The 17,517-nt window shown below is 59.9% G+C and carries 19 protein-coding genes; 13 read left to right on the top strand and 6 right to left on the bottom strand.

Going from position 1 to position 17,517, the window contains the following annotated elements; genetic code table 11:
• Window positions 1-26: 26 nt before the first annotated feature.
• From JFT87_RS25160 to JFT87_RS25150, 3 genes are all read right to left on the bottom strand, one after another.
• Window positions 27-665 (bottom strand): LysE family translocator, encoded by a 639-nt coding sequence (locus tag JFT87_RS25160; protein ID WP_201205799.1) that lies wholly within the window; start codon window positions 663-665, stop codon window positions 27-29.
• Between the two features lies 1 nt (window position 666).
• Window positions 667-1,437: a 2OG-Fe(II) oxygenase gene (locus JFT87_RS25155; RefSeq protein ID WP_201205797.1), complete on the bottom strand. Its 771-nt coding sequence runs from the start codon at window positions 1,435-1,437 to the stop codon at window positions 667-669.
• 91 nt (window positions 1,438-1,528) lie between these two features.
• Window positions 1,529-2,155, bottom strand: coding sequence for an alanyl-tRNA editing protein (locus JFT87_RS25150; protein ID WP_201205795.1), 627 nt, complete (start codon window positions 2,153-2,155; stop codon window positions 1,529-1,531).
• A 90-nt stretch (window positions 2,156-2,245) separates the two neighbouring features.
• Between JFT87_RS25150 and JFT87_RS25145 the strand changes: the two genes are divergently transcribed.
• Window positions 2,246-3,244: a LysR family transcriptional regulator gene (locus JFT87_RS25145; protein ID WP_201205793.1), complete on the top strand. Its 999-nt coding sequence runs from the start codon at window positions 2,246-2,248 to the stop codon at window positions 3,242-3,244.
• Window positions 3,245-3,384: 140 nt separating this feature from the next.
• On the opposite strand, the gene JFT87_RS25140 is transcribed toward JFT87_RS25145, so the two are convergent.
• Both JFT87_RS25140 and JFT87_RS25135 read right to left on the bottom strand, forming a co-directional pair.
• Complete coding sequence (locus JFT87_RS25140) at window positions 3,385-3,792, bottom strand: PA2817 family protein (protein ID WP_007905217.1); 408 nt, start codon at window positions 3,790-3,792, stop codon at window positions 3,385-3,387.
• A gap of 74 nt (window positions 3,793-3,866) precedes the next feature.
• Window positions 3,867-6,314: an acyl-CoA dehydrogenase gene (locus JFT87_RS25135; protein ID WP_201205791.1), complete on the bottom strand. Its 2,448-nt coding sequence runs from the start codon at window positions 6,312-6,314 to the stop codon at window positions 3,867-3,869.
• Window positions 6,315-6,562: 248 nt separating this feature from the next.
• On the opposite strand from JFT87_RS25135, the gene JFT87_RS25130 reads away from it, so the two are divergent.
• The 4 genes from JFT87_RS25130 to JFT87_RS25115 all read left to right on the top strand — a co-directional run bounded on the left by JFT87_RS25130 (window position 6,563) and on the right by JFT87_RS25115 (window position 9,730).
• Window positions 6,563-7,222, top strand: coding sequence for a transglutaminase-like domain-containing protein (locus tag JFT87_RS25130; protein ID WP_201205789.1), 660 nt, complete (start codon window positions 6,563-6,565; stop codon window positions 7,220-7,222).
• Between the two features lie 43 nt (window positions 7,223-7,265).
• Window positions 7,266-7,889 carry a glutathione S-transferase family protein gene (locus tag JFT87_RS25125; RefSeq protein ID WP_201205787.1) on the top strand — a complete coding sequence of 208 codons (624 nt, stop codon included), beginning with the start codon at window positions 7,266-7,268 and terminating at the stop codon, window positions 7,887-7,889.
• Between the two features lie 132 nt (window positions 7,890-8,021).
• Window positions 8,022-8,954 carry an ABC transporter ATP-binding protein gene (locus JFT87_RS25120; protein ID WP_201205785.1) on the top strand — a complete coding sequence of 311 codons (933 nt, stop codon included), beginning with the start codon at window positions 8,022-8,024 and terminating at the stop codon, window positions 8,952-8,954.
• Window positions 8,951-9,730, top strand: coding sequence for an ABC transporter permease (locus JFT87_RS25115; RefSeq protein ID WP_201205783.1), 780 nt, complete (start codon window positions 8,951-8,953; stop codon window positions 9,728-9,730). Before JFT87_RS25120 ends, JFT87_RS25115 begins: the two co-directional genes overlap by 4 nt.
• A gap of 81 nt (window positions 9,731-9,811) precedes the next feature.
• Here the strand turns inward: JFT87_RS25115 and JFT87_RS25110 are convergent, their stop codons facing one another.
• Complete coding sequence (locus tag JFT87_RS25110; protein WP_201205781.1) at window positions 9,812-10,327, bottom strand: DUF2062 domain-containing protein; 516 nt, start codon at window positions 10,325-10,327, stop codon at window positions 9,812-9,814.
• Window positions 10,328-10,463: 136 nt separating this feature from the next.
• On the opposite strand from JFT87_RS25110, the gene JFT87_RS25105 reads away from it, so the two are divergent.
• The 8 genes from JFT87_RS25105 (at window position 10,464) to murB (ending at window position 17,322) form a co-directional block, all read left to right on the top strand.
• Entirely contained in the window at window positions 10,464-12,698 is a 2,235-nt protein-coding gene (locus JFT87_RS25105; protein WP_201205779.1) for a DNA internalization-related competence protein ComEC/Rec2, read from the top strand.
• 101 nt (window positions 12,699-12,799) lie between these two features.
• Complete coding sequence (locus JFT87_RS25100) at window positions 12,800-13,435, top strand: MotA/TolQ/ExbB proton channel family protein (protein ID WP_167368554.1); 636 nt, start codon at window positions 12,800-12,802, stop codon at window positions 13,433-13,435.
• Window positions 13,432-13,860: an ExbD/TolR family protein gene (locus JFT87_RS25095; protein ID WP_201205777.1), complete on the top strand. Its 429-nt coding sequence runs from the start codon at window positions 13,432-13,434 to the stop codon at window positions 13,858-13,860. The genes JFT87_RS25100 and JFT87_RS25095 overlap by 4 nt, the downstream gene beginning before the upstream one ends.
• The gene (lpxK, locus tag JFT87_RS25090; RefSeq protein WP_201205775.1) at window positions 13,860-14,870 is read left to right on the top strand and encodes a tetraacyldisaccharide 4'-kinase; all 1,011 of its coding nucleotides are present in this window, start codon (window positions 13,860-13,862) and stop codon (window positions 14,868-14,870) included. Before JFT87_RS25095 ends, lpxK begins: the two co-directional genes overlap by 1 nt.
• A gap of 25 nt (window positions 14,871-14,895) precedes the next feature.
• Window positions 14,896-15,081 (top strand): Trm112 family protein, encoded by a 186-nt coding sequence (locus JFT87_RS25085; RefSeq protein WP_007945752.1) that lies wholly within the window; start codon window positions 14,896-14,898, stop codon window positions 15,079-15,081.
• Window positions 15,078-15,842 (top strand): 3-deoxy-manno-octulosonate cytidylyltransferase, encoded by a 765-nt coding sequence (gene kdsB, locus JFT87_RS25080; RefSeq protein WP_201205773.1) that lies wholly within the window; start codon window positions 15,078-15,080, stop codon window positions 15,840-15,842. Before JFT87_RS25085 ends, kdsB begins: the two co-directional genes overlap by 4 nt.
• On the top strand, window positions 15,842-16,306 hold the full coding sequence (locus tag JFT87_RS25075) for a low molecular weight protein-tyrosine-phosphatase (RefSeq protein WP_201205771.1): 465 nt from the start codon (window positions 15,842-15,844) through the stop codon (window positions 16,304-16,306). Before kdsB ends, JFT87_RS25075 begins: the two co-directional genes overlap by 1 nt.
• On the top strand, window positions 16,303-17,322 hold the full coding sequence (gene murB, locus JFT87_RS25070) for a UDP-N-acetylmuramate dehydrogenase (RefSeq protein ID WP_201205769.1): 1,020 nt from the start codon (window positions 16,303-16,305) through the stop codon (window positions 17,320-17,322). Before JFT87_RS25075 ends, murB begins: the two co-directional genes overlap by 4 nt.
• Window positions 17,323-17,517 lie beyond the last annotated feature (195 nt).

The raw sequence follows: 17,517 nt of genomic DNA, 5'->3' as shown, positions 1-17,517 counted from the left end.
GCGGGCCTTTTGCATGAGCGCGAGGTTTACATCGATAAAATCAGGCGCCCGGCGAACAGGATCAGAATCACTCCCATGGTGCGTTCGAACCAATGCCCCATGCGCATAAACAGCAGTCGCACTCGAGCGCTGGAAAAGAACAGCGCAACGATCACAAACCACAATGCGTTCACGAAGCACATCCAAAGGCCATACAAAGCCTGGATCTTTAGCGGCGTCGTGGCGCTGATGATGGTGGTGAAGATCGCCAGGAAAAACAGCGTGGCTTTCGGGTTGGTCGCGTTGGTCAGGAAGCCGGTGGTGAATGCCTTCAACAGTGTTTGCTCGACCACTGGTTCGTCTGCCGCCTTGTCACCTTCCAGCGCGGTTTTCGGTTTGCTGCGCAACAGACTGACGCCGAGATACAGAATGTAGGCGCCGCCCACGACCTTGGCCACTGTCAGCAACCAGGGCGTGGTGTGCATCAGCGCGCCAACGCCCAGCAGGGTGTAAAGCACATGCACGGAAATCCCCGCACCGATGCCCAGTGCGGTGCAGATACCCACCAGTCGACCAAAGCGCACGCTCTGGCGAATGGTCACGGCGAAGTCCGGTCCGGGTGCGACCACGGCCAGGAAGTGGATGGTCGCCAGCGCCAGAAACTCGCCCAGGTAATTCGAAAGCATCTCAACTCCAAAAGGTAAGGGGTGAAGCATTGCCGCGGTAGCCGACAAAGAACGAAAGGCTCAATCGCGGGTCTGCCACACCCGGGGTCACCGAGTGCATGCAGCGCGAATTGAACATGATGAAATCGCCCGGGTCGGGGCGAATCTCCAGGGTTGGAGGTCCAAGCAGGGTCGGCTCGATGCCGTAACTGTCGCCACGCATTTCGTCGAACTGGTCGGGGGTAATGTCGTGGTCCCACATCTGCAACGCGCCGCCCTCGGTGGGCATGTTCAGGTACACGTTGCAGGCAAATTGCGCCTCCAGGCTTTTGGCCTGGAAACTGTCCGGGGCGTCCTTGGCGAAAATGTCGTGATGGGCGAGAAAGCACACCCCGGGCTTCACCACTCGGGACAGCCCGACATACATTTTGCGACCGTAGAGGTTCTCCAGGTGCGCGCCTGCTGGCCAGGACTCATCAAGCATGCAACGCAGGGTGTCGACCGGGGACGAGTAGGGCGCGCATCGGTTGCGCAGTTCCTCGATGTTGCTGGTGGCGCGCTCGAAATAGTCTTCGATCAGCAGTGGCTGGTTTTCCGCTTCGTAAAACGCCATGCCGATGCGACCGATGCTCGGCGCATTGATATAGCCTTCAAAGCCCGGTGCAAGAATCTTGTCGCCAATCTGCACCGCCAGCGGCTGAGGCAAAAAGCCTTTGACGCGGATGGCGAGGACTTCTTCATTGGCCAGTTTTTTTATGCACGTCTCATCGAGACGCTCGACGTCAAGCATCATGGTTTAGGTCCATCTATCGAGTAGTCAACGGAGCCCGCGAATGCAGGCGCCCCCGCGTCAGGCGATGACGGTGTCGACATCGCCAAAATGCTCAATCCACGTGGTAGTGGACGGACAACGTGCCCTTTTTCTGAGAAAGGGAGTCGATCGAGACTGTGCCCAAATCCTTCAGGCTACGTACATGGGTGCCGCCACAGCCGTAGGCCGGAAGTTCACCGAAACCGATTTCCCGGGCGCCTTCGCGCAGTGAAGTCAGGCGTGGCAGGTCATGGGCGATCCACTGTTCGATGCCGCTCTGAACGATCTGCGCATCAACCTCTTGTGCCGAGTCTGCCGGTTTGAACTGCACACGGCCTTCGTTGGGCCAGTGATGCGCCTTGGTCGGCATCCAGCCCAGCGCCTGAACGAAGTGGCCAATCAGGTGGCCGGCCGAATGCATGCGGGTATTGAATTGGCGGCGTTGCTCGTCGACCCGTATCTGAGTCATGCCGAGTTTTACCGGGTGGTCGACGTAATGGATGATCCGGTCCGGATCCTGGACCACCCGTAGCACCTGGCTTTCACCAATCCAGCCGGTATCAAAGGGCTGTCCACCGCCCTGGGGGTGAAACAGTGTGGCGCGCAAAACGACCGCGAATTCATTCTCGTGGGGCGTGCAATCCAGGACTTCCACATTAGCTTTGAGGTCATCACTATGGAAAAAGAGGCGAAGCGTCATATTCCATGCCCTTATTAAAGTTTCTATTTTTATTATATGAAGCGTGGAATTGCGTGATAATCCGTTCAAACATCAAAGGACTGTTGCGCTGTGAGCATAAATCTACCGCTACCGCTGTTGGGTGAAATGGCGATTTTCGTCAAGGTTGTCGAAACCGGCAGCTTCTCCGAAGCGGCACGTCAGTTGGGCTCGTCACCTTCGGCAGTCAGTCGCAGTATTTCGCGTCTGGAAAAAGCCCTGGCCACCCGGTTGCTGCAGCGCACCACACGCAAGCTGCGGCTGAGCGACGGTGGCGAAGAGGTGTTCAAGCGTTGCCAGGAGATGGTCAGCGCAGCCAAGTCAGTGATGGAAATCAGCGGCCAGTTCACCCATGAGGCTGAAGGCCTGGTGCGGGTCAGCGTGCCCAAAGCAGTGGGGCGATTTGTGATTCACCCGCATATGCCGGAATTTCTGCGCCGATATCCCAAAGTGGATGTGGAGTTGTTGCTCGAAGACCGGCAGGTGGACTTGATCGATGACCATGTCGATCTGGCGATCCGTATTACTGATCGGCCGCCCGCAGGACTGGTAGGGCGGCAGTTGCTGACCATTGACCACTTGCTCTGTGCGACGCCGCAGTACCTGGCCGAGCACGGCACGCCGATGCATCCCCACGACTTGCTCAATCACAGCTGCATCTACCTGGGCGAAACCCCGAGCGATGCGCGCTGGAAATTCAAGAAAGGCACTAAAGCCGTGACCGTCGGTGTGCGCGGGCGATACGCCGCCAATCACACTGGCGTGCGTTTGGGCGCGGTGTTGCAGCACATCGGCATTGGCAGCCTTCCGTACTTCACCGCCCGTTATGCGTTGGAGCAGGGGTTGATTGTGCAAGTGCTGCCGGACTGGACCTTTCTGGCCTCCTACCATGGCGGTGCCTGGTTGTTGCACTCACCGACCCGCTATCTGCCGCCCAAGCTTCGGGTGTTTATCGATTATCTGGTGGAGTGCCTGGAGAAGGAGCCAACATTGAGTAAGCCGGGTAAGCCCGGTGCGTTGGGTAAGGTGGCGGCGGAGTATGAGTTACCCGAGCGTGATGGGTTGCTCTGAAGTCAAGATCAAAAGATCGCAGCCTTCGGCAGCGCCCACAGGCGCAAGGAGCTGCCGAAGGCTGCGATCTTGTGATCTTCAAAACACAAAAAAAGCCCGCATGTTCAACCATGCGGGCCTTTTGTATTACTGATCCGGGATCAGTGCTTGCTGTCCTGGTTCGACATCGCCAGCAGTTGTTTTTCCTGGTTCCAGTCGAACGGTTCATCGTTCTGTTCGGCTTCGAAACGACGCTCTTCCAGCGCCTGATACAAGTCGATTTCATCATCGGGCATGTAATGCAGGCAGTCACCAGCGAAGTACCACAGCAGGTCGCGCGGCACCAGATGAGCGATTTGCGGGTAGCGGGTGATCACCTGGCACAGGATGTCCTGGCCCAGGTATTGGCTTTCGATCGGATCGACCGGCAGCAACGCACGCAATTCGTCGAAGCGCTCCAGGAACAAGGCATGGCTTTCTTCGGGAACCTGTTCGGCCTCACCTACGGCGACCAGGATGCTGCGCAAGTGGTCAAGCAAGACGAGATGGTCGGCAACGACATTGGACACGAGATAAGTCCTCAAGAGCAAAACGGGCGCAGGAGTATAAAGCTCCTGCGCCCATTTTTACATCGATGGCTGGATCAGCGGACCTTTCCTTCGGCCAGCGCCAACTCCTCTTTGTCGAAATCATCGACGTCGATCACCTTGCGCCGCGCCACTTCGGCGTCACGCAGGGTCTGCGCTTCACCCGGCTGCAACACCCCGGCTTCCAGCGCGGCATCGATGGCGTGCTCCCCGGCCGCCGGTTTGACTTGGCCACTTTTTAGCGCCACATGCAGCTTTTTCTGCAACGGTTGCGCTGCATTCAGCAGGTTGCAGGCGTGTTGCAGAGCACCAACGGCATCCTCGGCCGATTGCGGACGGTAGCAACCGCCGAGCAATTCTTCGAGGGTCGGATCGCCCTTGGCCCGACCAATCACTGCAGCCACTTCGGCGCCGAGTTTGTCCGACGGGCCTTTGTGACGACGACCGAACGGGAACACGATCACCCGTAGCAGGCAACCCAGCACCTTATTCGGGAAGTTAGTCAGCAGTTCATCCAATGCCCGTTCCGACTGCCCGAGGCTTTCTTCCATCGCCCAGTTAAACAACGGTGCCATGTGCTCCGGCGAATCGAGGTCGTGATAACGCTTGAGCGCGGCCGAGGCCAGGTACATGTTGCTGAGCACATCCCCCAAACGGGCCGATAGGCGTTCGCGACGTTTCAATTCACCGCCCAGCAGCATCATGCTGAGGTCGGCGAGCATGGCGAACGCGGCAGCCTGACGGTTCAGCGCGCGGAAGTAACCCTGGCTGAGTGTGTTACCCGGTGAATGTTCGAAGTGACCAAAACCAAGGTTCAGCACTAGTGTGCTGGCGGCGTTACTCACCGCGAAACCGATGTGCTTGAGCAGCAGGCCATCGAACTCGGTGAGTGCCTGGTCCTTGTCTTCACGACCGGCCAGCGCCATTTCCTTGAGTACAAACGGATGGCAGCGAATCGCGCCCTGGCCGAAGATCATCAGGTTGCGCGAGAGAATGTTCGCGCCTTCCACGGTGATGAAGATTGGCGCGCCATTCCAGCTGCGGCCCAGATAGTTGTTCGGCCCCATGATGATCGCCTTGCCGCCATGCACATCCATGGCGTGGCTGATGCACTCGCGACCGCGTTCGGTCAGGTGGTACTTGAGAATCGCCGACAGTACCGACGGTTTTTCGCCAAGATCCACTGCATTCGCGGTCAGCATCCGGGCGGCGTCCATCATCCAGGCGTTGCCGCCGATGCGGGCCATGGCTTCCTGAATCCCTTCGAACGCCGACAGCGGTACGTTGAACTGCTCGCGGACCTGAGCGTACTGGCCGGTGACCAGACTGGTGAACTTCGCCGCGCCAGTACCGACCGCCGGCAGGGAAATCGAACGCCCCACCGACAGGCAGTTCATCAGCATCATCCAGCCTTTGCCGAGCATTTCCTGGCCGCCAATGAGGAAGTCCAGTGGAATGAACACGTCCTTGCCAGAGTTCGGGCCGTTCATGAACGCGGCGCCGAGCGGCAGGTGACGGCGACCGATTTCAACCCCGGCGGTGTCGGTCGGGATCAGCGCAAGGCTGATGCCCAAATCTTCTTTCTCGCCCAGTAAATGATCCGGGTCGTAGGCCTTGAAGGCCAGGCCGAGCAGGGTGGCCACCGGGCCCAGCGTGATGTAGCGCTTTTCCCAGTTCAGGCGCAGGCCAAGGGTTTCCTGGCCTTCCCATTCGCCCTTGCAGATCACCCCGGTGTCGGGCATCGCGCCAGCATCGGAACCGGCTAGAGGCCCGGTCAAGGCGAAGCACGGAATGTCATCGCCGCGGGCCAACCGTGGCAGGTAATGGTTGCGTTGTTCGTCGGTGCCGTAATGCAGCAACAGTTCGGCCGGGCCAAGGGAGTTGGGGACCATCACAGTGGACGCGAGGTCGCCGCTGCGGGTCGCGAGTTTCATCGCCACCTGGGAGTGGGCGTAGGCGGAGAAGCCTTTGCCACCGAATTCCTTGGGGATGATCAGCGCGAAGAAGCCGTGTTCCTTGATGTGGGTCCAGGCTTCGGCTGGCAGGTCCATGTGCTGGCCAATCTGCCAGTCGGTGACCATTGCGCAGAGTTCTTCGGTCGGGCCGTCGATGAAGGCCTGTTCCTCTTCGCTCAGTTGCGCTTTTGGATAGGACAGCAGCTTGTTCCAGTCAGGACGGCCGCTGAACAGTTCGCCGTCCCACCAGACCGTGCCGGCATCGATCGCATCGCGTTCGGTTTGCGACATCGGCGGCAGGGTTTTCTGGAACCAGCTGAACAGCGGCGCGCTGAAGAATTTGCGGCGCAGGTCAGGTAGCAACAGTGGCGCCGCGACCGCAGCCAGTACGACCCAGAACACCAGCAACAGCCACCCGGATGCGTGACTGAAAATCCCCATCGCCACCACATAGACAGCCACGATACCCAAAGCAGGTAACGGGGCGATGCGGCGGTGGGCCAAATAGGCAATTCCGACGATCAGAACCAGTATCCACAACAACAGCATATTTAATCCTCCGTGAAGCCAAGGCAAAACCAACCTTCAGAGCTTAGACGGCATCCGCAAAACAGGTGGTCAGAGCAAGGTGATTGAAATCGTGGGAAACCTTAGATGGGTTTTGTAAGACCTGTGGGCAACAGGCGTGGGAAATCGTTCGTGGAGCAAGCGGCAAAGCGCCCATGTTTGGCCGAATCGTCGTTATCTCTGTGCTGAAGGTGTCGATAGACTCGAGATTCCCCCAGGAGATCATCCTCATGCACGAGTACCTGAGTCCCGGCCGCTTCATCGATAGTGACCACCCTTCGGTGGTGGAGTTCGCGGAAAAACATCGTGGCGTCAGTCGTGATCCTCGCGAGCAAGCGATCAATCTCTATTACGTCGTGCGCGAGGCGGTGCGCTACAACCCCTACACCTTCAGCCGCGACCCAGACACCTTGCGCGGCAGCTACGCGTTGGCGACGGGCGAAAGTTATTGCGTGCCCAAGGCTACGCTGCTGGCCGGATGCGCCCGGCATTGCGGCATCCCGGCAAGGATCGGTCTGGCGGACGTGCGTAATCACCTGTCGACCCCGCGCCTGCTCGAACTGCTCAAGAGCGATGTGTTCGCCATGCACGGCTACACCGAGCTGTACTTGAACGAGCGCTGGGTCAAAGCCACGCCCGCGTTCAATCAAGGCTTGTGCGAAGTGTTCAATGTCGCGCCGCTGGAATTTGACGGGATCAACGACAGCGTTTTCCATCCGTTCAACCGCGATGGCGCGAAGCTGATGGAGTACGTGGTGGACCATGGCCAGTTCTCCGACGTGCCCGAAGCGTTCTTTTTCGAGCATTTGCAAAAGTGCTATCCGCACCTGTTCGGCGAGCAACTGCCATCGCTGTTGGGCGATATGCAGAGCGATTTGAGTCGCGCCTGATCCGGCGTATGCTGCCTGCGCATTCATCCATAAAGAGGCGGTCATGCTGAAGATCTGGGGTCGGAAAAATTCGTCGAATGTCAGAAAGCCGCTATGGGCCGCCGAGGAACTGGGCCTGGCTTATGAAGCCATCGATGCCGGCGGCGCTTTCGGTGTGGTGGATACGCCTGAGTACCGCGCGATGAATCCCAATGGCCGCGTGCCGGTGATCCAGGACGACGGTTTCGTACTGTGGGAATCCAACGCCATCGTGCGTTATCTGCTGGCTCGTCATGCTGGTAACACCGCTTGGTATCCGGAAAATCTGCAGGCCCGCGCCACCGCCGACAAATGGATGGACTGGACCACTTCAAGCTTTGCCGGCCCGTTCCGTACTGTGTTCTGGGGCGTGTTGCGCACCCCGAAAGATCAGCAGGACTGGTCGGCCATCAACGCGGCGGTCAAGGAATGCGAAGGCTTGCTGTCGATGGCCGATCAGGCGTTGTCAGACAAACCGTACCTGTCCGGCGACGAGATCGGCATGGGCGACATTCCCTTGGGTAGTTTCATTTATGCCTGGTTCGAGATGCCGATCGAGCGCGCTCCGCAGCCTCATCTAGAGGCCTGGTATGCGCGACTGAAACAGCGCCCGGCGTATCAGAAAGCCGTCATGACCGCGTTGACTTAATACTCACTATCGACACACTTGACTGTACTTGTGTGGCGGCGACAAGCACCATTGCGTTCGTGCGCCGTGGTTGTATAAGTCGCCGCCCGCCCTTATTTATTCCTTTCTTCCCTTCTTGGTGCGTATCCCGATATGAGTTCCGCTCTGTCCATCCGGCAGCTAACCAAAACCTACGGCAACGGTTTCCAGGCCTTGAGTGGTATCGATCTGGATGTCGCCGAAGGTGACTTTTTTGCCTTGCTCGGCCCTAACGGCGCCGGCAAATCCACGACCATCGGCATCCTTTCGACCCTGGTGAACAAGACCAGCGGCACGGTGAATATCTTCGGTCACGACCTGGACAAGAGTCCTGCGCAGCTCAAGCGCTCCATCGGCGTGGTGCCTCAGGAATTCAACTTCAACCAGTTCGAAAAGACCTTCGACATCGTCGTGACCCAGGCCGGTTACTACGGCATCCCGCCGAAAATCGCCAAGGAACGCGCCGAGCAATACCTGACGCAACTGGGCCTGTGGGACAAACGCGATGTGCCGTCGCGTTCGCTGTCCGGCGGCATGAAGCGTCGACTGATGATCGCCCGCGCCCTGGTTCACGAACCGCGCCTGCTGATCCTCGACGAACCGACGGCGGGGGTGGACATTGAACTGCGTCGTTCGATGTGGGCCTTCCTCACCGAGCTGAACCAGAAAGGCATCACCATCATCCTCACCACGCACTATCTGGAAGAGGCTGAGCAGTTGTGCCGCAACATCGGCATCATCGACCACGGCACCATTGTCGAAAACACCAGCATGAAGCAGTTGCTCAGCCAACTGCATGTGGAAACCTTCCTGCTCGACACCAAGAACACACTGGCCGTGGTCCCACAGTTGCTCGGTTACCCGACCAAACTGCTCGATGCTCACACCCTGGAAGTCCAGGTGGACAAGGCCATGGGCATCACCGCGTTGTTCACTCAATTGGCGCAGCAGAACATCGAAGTGCTGAGCCTGCGTAACAAAACCAATCGCCTCGAGGAGTTGTTCGTGTCCCTGGTGGAGAAAAATCTGTCGAAGGTGGCGGTATGAGTTCCGAGCTGCAACCCAACCTCGTTGCCCTCAATACCATCGTTTACCGTGAGGTCCGGCGCTTTACCCGGATCTGGCCGCAGACCTTGCTGCCGCCGGCCATCACCATGGTTTTGTACTTCGTGATCTTCGGCAACCTGATCGGCAAGCAGATTGGTGGCATGGGTGGTTTCACCTACATGGAGTACATCGTGCCGGGGCTGATCATGATGTCGGTGATCACTAACTCCTACGGCAACGTGGTGTCGAGCTTCTTCGGCAGCAAGTTCCAGCGCTCCATCGAAGAATTGATGGTCTCGCCGGTGTCGCCGCATACGATTCTGATCGGCTACACCCTGGGCGGCGTGCTGCGCGGGTTGATGGTCGGGGTCATCGTGACCCTGCTGTCGCTGTTCTTCACCGATTTGCAGGTTCATCACCTGGGCGTGACCATTCTGGTGGTGGTGCTGACGGCAACGATCTTCTCGCTGCTGGGCTTCATCAACGCGGTGTTTGCACGCAACTTCGATGACATCTCGATCATCCCGACCTTCGTGCTGACACCGCTGACGTACCTGGGCGGCGTGTTCTATTCGATCACTTTGCTGCCGCCGTTCTGGCAGACCGTGTCCCTGGCCAACCCGGTGCTGCACATGGTCAACGCGTTCCGTTACGGCATCCTCGGCGTTTCGGACATCAAGATCAGCGTGGCGATCACCTTCATGCTGGTCGCGACCTTGGTGTTGTACGTCGGTTGTGCGCGGTTGCTGGTGAGTGGGCGTGGGATGCGTACCTGATTCGGGACCGAGTTGCCCGCGAAGGCGCCAGCTCAGACACCGCATAAAAACGGCCTCCCAAGCGGAGGCCGTTTTGCATTCTTACATCCGGCGTTGCTTGCGCCGCTTCCATTGTCGTCCGACCCACCAACGCCAATACATCATCGTCAGGCAATAGGCGAGGGCGCCCAGCACTAGCCCGGTCACCACTGAGCCAAGCAGAAACGGTTGCCACAACGTCGAGAGTTCGCCGCTGATCCACTCCCAGGTCAGCTCGTCCGGGAGTGAACGGGCCGGCACGTCCATCAGCCAGGCGCCGGTCTGGTACGTGCAGAAGAACACCGCCGGCATGGTGATCGGGTTGGTCAGCCAGACCAGGCTCACCGCAATCGGCATGTTGCCGCGCACCATGATCGCAAGGAAGGCGGCGAGGAGCATTTGCAGCGGAATCGGCAGGAATGCGGCGAACAGACCGACAGCCATCGCCCGGGCCACCGAATGGCGGTTGAGGTGCCAAAGGTTCGGGTCATGCAGCAACGTGCCGAGAAAGCGTAAGGATTTGTGTTCCCTGATGCTGCTCGGGTCTGGCATGTAACGTTTGAATAAGCGCCGGGGCATAAGGCTTCTCGGTCGGTTCAGGCGGCAAGTATGTCTGGATTCTATTAGCCGCCCATTCAGACTTTGTGACAATTAATAACGACGCCCGTGCAACGAGCCGGCTATGCCTAGGAGGGGGACTCTCAAGGACGGGCTTATGCGCACAGGGATGGTGGCGCTGGCCCTTGGGTTATTGGCGTTGCGTTTTTTACCGGTTTTACCGCCGGTCTGGTTATGGCTGTTGTTGCCGGTCGCGGGTTTGATGCTGCTGCCGTTTCGCACATATCCGCTGGCGTTTTTCCTCTTCGGCTTCAGTTGGGCCTGCGGGCAGGCGCAGTCGGCGCTGGATGATCGGCTACGGGCGAGCCTGGACGGCGAAACCCGCTGGGTTGAAGGCCGGGTCACGGGGTTGCCGCAGAACAATGAAGCGGTGGTGCGATTCGAACTGGCGGACGCGCGCTCGCGCCACGGGACGCTTCCGTCGCTGATGCGCCTGGCCTGGTACGGCGGGCCGCCGGTCAACAGCGGCGAGCGCTGGCGTCTGGCGGTGAAGTTGAAGCGTCCAACCGGGCTGCTCAATCCCCATGCCTTTGATTACGACGCCTGGCTGCTGGCCCAAGGCATCGGCGCCACTGGCACGGTCAAGGATGGCCAGCGCCTGTCGCCTGCCCGCTGGGCCTGGCGCGACGGCATCCGCCAGCGTTTGCTCAGTGTCGATGCCCAAGGTCGAGCGGGAGCACTGACGGCGCTGGTGCTGGGGGATGGTGGCGGGTTGAGCCGCGAGGACTGGCAAGTATTGCAGGACACCGGCACCGTGCATTTGCTGGTGATTTCCGGTCAGCACATCGGTTTGTTGGCGGGGTTGGTCTATTTGCTGATCGCCGGGCTGGCCCGTTATGGCGTGTGGCCGGCTCGCTGGCCCTGGTTGCCGTGGGCTTGCGGCCTGGCGTTTGCCGCCGCTCTCGGTTACGGGCTGCTGGCCGGATTCGAGGTGCCGGTGCGGCGGGCGTGCGTGATGATCGGTCTGGTGCTGTTGTGGCGGCTGCGCTTTCGTCATCTCGGCGCTTGGTGGCCATTGTTGCTGGCGCTTAATGGCGTTTTGCTGCTCGATCCGCTGGCGAGTCTGCAACCGGGTTTCTGGTTGTCCTTTGCAGCGGTGGCAGTGTTGATTTTCACCTTCGGTGGCCGTCTCGGCCCATGGCGTTGGTGGCAAACCTGGACCCGCGCCCAGTGGCTGATCGCGATTGGTCTGGGGCCGTTGTTGCTGGTGCTGGGATTACCCATCAGTGTCAGCGGGCCGCTGGTCAATCTGCTGGCGGTGCCGTGGATCAGTCTGGTGGTATTGCCACCCGCCTTGCTGGGAACCTTGTTGCTGCCGGTCCCCTACGTGGGAGAAGGGTTGCTGTGGTTGGCTGGCGGTCTGATCGATGGGCTGTTTCGCGCTCTGGCAGTGATTGCGCGGCAATGGCCGGCATGGATTGCGCCATCAATTGCTGGATGGGTCTGGTGGCTCGGCAGTCTCGGTGTGCTGTTGTTACTGTTGCCGCGCGGCGTACCCATGCGTGCGCTGGGTTGGCCGTTGTTGCTGATACTGTTCCTGCCGCCCCGGGAGCGAGTGGCCGACGGGCTGGCGGACATCTGGCAAGTGGATGTCGGCCAGGGGCTGGCGATCCTCATCCGCACCCGCCATCACACGGTGCTGTACGACGCCGGACCGCGTTTCGGCGATTTCGATCTGGGTGAGCGCGTGGTGCTGCCGGCCTTGCGCAAACTGAATGTGGAAAAACTGGATTTGCTGCTGCTCAGCCATGCGGACGCCGATCACGCGGGTGGCGCACTGGCGGTGACGCGCGGTTTGCCCGTCGTTCAAGTCATCAGCGGCGACCCATTGGGCCTGGCGGACGAGTTGAACGCCGAACCCTGCGCAAGCGGTCGGCAATGGCAGTGGGACGGTGTCAATTTCACACTGTGGCAATGGTCGGATGCCCAAGACAGCAATCAACGCTCCTGCGTATTGCAGATCGAGGCCAACGGCGAGCGCCTGTTGCTGACCGGCGATATCGATACGTCGGCCGAGCGCGCTCTGCTCGACAGTCCTTTGGCGGTGCCAACGCAATGGTTGCAATCACCGCATCATGGCAGTCGCAGTTCATCTTCCACGGCGTTGCTCAAAGCATTGCAACCCGAGTCCGTACTGATTTCCCGTGGCCGCGGCAATTCCTTCGGTCATCCGCACCCGACGGTGCTCGCCCGCTATCGCAAACAAGGCCTGCGCATTTACGACAGCGCCGAACAGGGCGCCATTCGTCTGCAATTGGGCGCCTTCAAGGCGCCGCAGACGATGCGTCAACAACGGCGTTTCTGGCGTGAGCCGCCGGCTGTGGGCCGCTGATCGGGGCAAGGGCGAATGCGCCTTCACGGTCGTCGGGGCAGCGGGTCCTGATCGCGGATCGGTATGTTAGAGTGGCGCACTTTTTCGAGGGGACTGTCACTGTGTGGGAATTGGTCAAATCCGGCGGCTGGATGATGCTGCCGATCATTCTGAGTTCCATCGCGGCCATGGCGATCGTTGCCGAACGTCTGTGGACCCTGCGTGCCAGCCGTGTGACCCCGGAGCATTTGCTCGGGCAGGTCTGGGTCTGGATCAAAGACAAGCAACTCAATAAAGAGAAACTCAAGGAACTGCGCGCCAACTCGCCGCTGGGCGAGATCCTGGCCGCGGGCCTGGCCAACTCCAGGCATGGTCGCGAGATCATGAAAGAGTGCATTGAAGAGGCCGCCGCCCGGGTCATCCACGAACTGGAGCGTTACATCAACGCCCTGGGCACCATCGCCGCCATGGCCCCGTTGCTCGGGTTGCTGGGGACGGTGCTGGGCATGATCGATATCTTCAGTTCGTTCATGGGCACGGGCATGACCACCAACGCCGCGGTGCTGGCCGGCGGTATTTCCAAAGCCTTGATCACCACGGCTTCGGGCCTGATCGTCGGTATCCCGTCGGTATTCTTCCACCGGTTCCTGCAACGGCGCATCGATGAGCTGGTGGTGGGGATGGAGCAGGAAGCCATCAAGCTGGTCGAAGTGGTGCAGGGCGACCGTGACGTGGATCTGGCTGAGGGCAAAGCGTGAAATTCCGCCGCAAGCAACGGGAGAATGTGGACATCAATCTCGTGTCGCTGATCGACGTGGTATTTGTCCTGCTGCTGTTTTTCGTTGTGACCACCACCTTTACCCGTGAAACCCAGTTGCGCGTCGAATTGCCGGAAGCCGTCAGCGGCTCGCCGGCCGAAGACCAGCAGCTCAAGCAGCTGGACATCGCCATCAGTGCCGAAGGCGTGTTCTCGGTGAACAACCAGTTGTTGCCCAAGAACGACCTGGCCAGCCTGATGGACGCAATGCAGAAAGAATCAAACGGCGACACCAACATGCCGCTGTCCATCAGCGCCGATGGCAAGACTCAACATCAGTCTGTCATCACCGCCATGGACGCCGCCGGCAAGCTCGGTTTCAGCCATCTGCGCATGACCACCGTAGAGGCAGCGCCGGCGCACTGATGGCCATGTCTGATCGTTTGCTCGCCGCGTGGTATCAGGGGCATCCGGCCCTGGCGCTGCTGCGGCCGCTGGAAAGTGTGTACCGCCGCGTGGTGGTGAAAAAACGTCAGCGTTTTCTCGACGGTGAGGGCGAGATCTATCAGCCGCCCGTGCCGCTGATTGTCGTGGGCAATATCACCGTCGGTGGCACCGGCAAGACGCCGATGATTCTGTGGATGATCGAGCATTGTCAGAGAAGCGGATTGCGGGTTGGCGTGGTCAGCCGTGGCTACGGCGCCAAGCCGCCGCAATTGCCGTGGCGGGTCGAGGCCGATCAAAGCGCCGACATCGCGGGCGACGAGCCGCTGTTGATCGTCCAGCGCACCGGCGTGCCGGTGATGATCGACCCGGACCGCAGCAGCGCCGTCAAAGCCTTGTTGGCCAATGAACCGCTGGACCTGATCCTGTCCGACGACGGCATGCAGCATTATCGATTGGCCCGGGATCTGGAACTGGTGCTGATCGATGCCGTCCGTGGCCTGGGCAATAAACGTTGCCTGCCCGCCGGGCCATTGCGCGAACCGATCGAGCGTCTGCAAAGCGTCGACGCCGTGCTCTACAACGGCGCCGCCAATGATCGCGACGACGGTTTTGCCTTTCAACTGCAACCCACTGCGCTGATCAATCTGAAAACGGGCGAACGTCGACCATTCGACCATTTCCCGGCAGGCCAGACCCTGCACGCGGTCGCCGGGATCGGCAATCCGCAGCGTTTCTTCAAAACCCTCGAAACGCTACACTGGCAGCCAGTACCCCACGCATTTGCCGACCACGCCGAATACAGCGTGCAGGCCTTGAATTTCACACCGTCATTGCCGTTGGTGATGACTGAAAAGGATGCGGTGAAGTGCCGTGCCTTTGCCGCCGCCGATTGGTGGTACCTGGCGGTTGATGCTGTGCCGTCGCCGGCCTTCGTGGCTTGGTTCGATACGCAGCTGATACGCCTGTTGCCGGCTCGTCTTTTGCCTTAAATCCGTTTTTATCCAGGGAATGCTCATGGACACCAAATTGCTCGATATCCTCGCTTGCCCGGTCTGCAAAGGCCCGCTCAAGCTCAGCGCCGACAAGACCGAGCTGATCAGCAAAGGCGCAGGCCTGGCGTACCCGATTCGCGACGGCATCCCGGTGATGCTCGAAACCGAAGCCCGCACCCTGACCACCGACGAGCGTCTGGATAAATGACCACAGCCTTTACCGTTGTCATTCCTTCGCGTTACGCCTCCACCCGCTTGCCGGGCAAACCGCTGCTGTTGATCGCCGGTAAGCCGATGATCCAGCACGTCTGGGAACAGGCGAGCAAAAGCAGCGCCCAGCGCGTGGTAGTCGCCACGGATGACAGCCGCATCGTCGAGGCCTGCAAAGGCTTTGGCGCTGAAGTGGTACTGACCCGTGAAGACCACAATTCCGGCACCGATCGCCTGGCGGAAGTCGCCGCGAAACTCGGTCTGGCGCCTGACGCCATTGTGGTCAACGTCCAGGGCGACGAGCCGTTGATCCCGCCGAGTGTGATCGATCAGGTTGCTGCCAACCTGGCTGCCCACACTGAAGCAAGCATGGCCACGTTGGCTGAGCCGATCGAAGACGTGGAAACCCTGTTCAATCCCAACGTGGTCAAGGTCGTCAGCGACCTCAATGGTCTGGCGCTGACTTTCAGCCGCGCCACCTTGCCGTGGGCCCGCGACGCGTTCGCCAAGAGCCGCGACCAGTTGCCGGAAGGCGTGCCGTATCGCCGCCACATCGGCATTTATGCCTACCGCGCCGGTTTCCTGCATGACTTCGTCAGCTGGGGGCCGTGCTGGCTGGAAAACACCGAATCCCTGGAGCAACTGCGAGCCTTGTGGCACGGCGTGCGGATTCACGTTGCCGATGCGCTGATCGCACCGCCGACCGGTGTTGATACCGTCGAAGACCTTGAGCGCGTTCGTCGCCTGCTGGAGGCCTGATGCGGGTTCTGTTCGTCTGCCTGGGCAACATCTGCCGTTCGCCTACGGCTGAAGGTGTGCTGCGGCACAAATTGCGCGAGGCTGGGCTGGCCGATCAAATCGAAGTGGCCTCCGCCGGTACAGGTGACTGGCACGTCGGCAAGGCCCCGGACAAGCGCAGCCAGGCTGCGGCCAAGTTGCGCGGTTATGACTTGTCAGCCCAACGTGCCCAGCAAGTCAGCCGTGCCGATTTCGCCACCTACGACCTGATCCTGGCGATGGACAACAGCAACCTGCGCAATCTCAAGGTCCTGCAACCGGCCAAGAGCAAGGCTGAGCTGGACTTGTTCCTGCGCCGCTACGCTTCAGAAGTCGACGAAGTGCCGGACCCGTATTACGACGGTGACCAAGGCTTCGAGCAAGTACTGGATTTGATCGAGCGCGCCAGTGATCTGCTGGTGATCGAGTTAAAGGGACGGTTATGAGTTTGCAGGTACACCCCGGCGTTTCCCTCAAGCCGTTCAACAGTTTTGGCGTAGACGTCCAGGCGCAACTGTTCGCCGAAGCCCACAGCGATGCCGACGTGCGCGAAGCCCTGGCCTATGCAGCGACGAACGCTGTGCCACTGTTGGTGATTGGCGGCGGTAGCAACTTGTTGCTGACCGCTGATATCCAGGCACTGGTGCTGCGCATGGCGACACGCGGGATTCGTGTATTAAGTGATGACGGCAGTCAGGTGGTGATCGAAGCCGAGGCCGGCGAGCCTTGGCATCCGTTCGTGCAACACACTTTGGCGCAGGGTTTGTCGGGCCTGGAAAACCTCAGCCTGATCCCCGGCACTGTCGGCGCGGCGCCGATGCAGAACATCGGCGCTTACGGCGTCGAGATCAAAGACGTGTTCGCCGGCCTCACCGCGCTGGATCGCCAGACCGGCGAGTTGCGTGACTTCACGCTGGCAGGATGCAATTTCGCCTACCGCGACAGCCTGTTCAAACAGCAGCCGGGCCGATGGTTGATCTTGCGGGTTCGGTTCACCCTGAACCGCACCGCACATTTGCATCTGGAATACGGCCCGGTGCGTCAGCGCCTGACCGAGCAAGGCATCGATCAGCCGACGCCGACCGATGTCAGCCAGGCAATTTGCAGCATCCGCAGCGAAAAACTCCCGGACCCGCTGGTGCTTGGCAATGCCGGCAGTTTCTTCAAAAACCCTTTGGTGCCGGCGGCGCTGGTGGCCCGGCTCAAGGGTGAATACCCTGATCTGGTCGCCTATGCGCAACCCGATGGGCAAATGAAACTGGCGGCTGGCTGGTTGATCGAGAAGGCTGGCTGGAAAGGTTTCCGTGAGGCTGATGCCGGCGTGCATAAATTGCAGGCGCTGGTGCTGGTCAATTACGGCGGCGCGACCGGTTTGCAACTGCTGGGACTGGCGCAACGGATCCAGAAAGATATTTGGCAACGATTCAGCGTCGAGCTGGAAATGGAGCCCAATCGCTATTGAAGCTACGCTTTCAAGGCGAATTTCGAAGCCCTGCACACTTCAAATGTGCAGGGCTTTTTTGTTAATGCTGGGTTAACTTAGCACCCTAACGATGCAATCTTTTGCTCCATCCAAAGCCCGATGCAGACGTTGCCGTCCGCGTAAGAGAGCCCATTTAGCCTGAGCCGATCTGCATGAACCCACCGCTAACCCCCT

It is taken from the genome of Pseudomonas sp. TH15, assembly GCF_016651105.1.
In the GTDB taxonomy this organism is placed as follows: domain Bacteria; phylum Pseudomonadota; class Gammaproteobacteria; order Pseudomonadales; family Pseudomonadaceae; genus Aquipseudomonas.
Note: the sequence above shows the minus strand (reverse complement) of the source record. Positions and strands in the feature narration are given on the sequence as shown.

Bases quoted from the DNA above. Each gene is read 5' to 3' on its own strand.
- JFT87_RS25160 (WP_201205799.1), bottom strand. From the start codon at position 665: ATGCTTTCGAATTACCTGGGCGAGTTTCTGGCGCTGGCGACCATCCAC.
- JFT87_RS25155 (WP_201205797.1), bottom strand. From the start codon at position 1,437: ATGATGCTTGACGTCGAGCGTCTCGATGAGACGTGCATAAAAAAACTG.
- JFT87_RS25150 (WP_201205795.1), bottom strand. From the start codon at position 2,155: ATGACGCTTCGCCTCTTTTTCCATAGTGATGACCTCAAAGCTAATGTG.
- JFT87_RS25135 (WP_201205791.1), bottom strand. From the start codon at position 6,314: ATGCTGTTGTTGTGGATACTGGTTCTGATCGTCGGAATTGCCTATTTG.
- JFT87_RS25130 (WP_201205789.1), top strand. From the start codon at position 6,563: ATGCACGAGTACCTGAGTCCCGGCCGCTTCATCGATAGTGACCACCCT.
- JFT87_RS25125 (WP_201205787.1), top strand. From the start codon at position 7,266: ATGCTGAAGATCTGGGGTCGGAAAAATTCGTCGAATGTCAGAAAGCCG.
- JFT87_RS25120 (WP_201205785.1), top strand. From the start codon at position 8,022: ATGAGTTCCGCTCTGTCCATCCGGCAGCTAACCAAAACCTACGGCAAC.
- JFT87_RS25115 (WP_201205783.1), top strand. From the start codon at position 8,951: ATGAGTTCCGAGCTGCAACCCAACCTCGTTGCCCTCAATACCATCGTT.
- JFT87_RS25110 (WP_201205781.1), bottom strand. From the start codon at position 10,327: ATGCCCCGGCGCTTATTCAAACGTTACATGCCAGACCCGAGCAGCATC.
- JFT87_RS25105 (WP_201205779.1), top strand. From the start codon at position 10,464: ATGCGCACAGGGATGGTGGCGCTGGCCCTTGGGTTATTGGCGTTGCGT.
- lpxK (WP_201205775.1), top strand. From the start codon at position 13,860: ATGGCCATGTCTGATCGTTTGCTCGCCGCGTGGTATCAGGGGCATCCG.
- JFT87_RS25085 (WP_007945752.1), top strand. From the start codon at position 14,896: ATGGACACCAAATTGCTCGATATCCTCGCTTGCCCGGTCTGCAAAGGC.
- kdsB (WP_201205773.1), top strand. From the start codon at position 15,078: ATGACCACAGCCTTTACCGTTGTCATTCCTTCGCGTTACGCCTCCACC.
- JFT87_RS25075 (WP_201205771.1), top strand. From the start codon at position 15,842: ATGCGGGTTCTGTTCGTCTGCCTGGGCAACATCTGCCGTTCGCCTACG.
- murB (WP_201205769.1), top strand. From the start codon at position 16,303: ATGAGTTTGCAGGTACACCCCGGCGTTTCCCTCAAGCCGTTCAACAGT.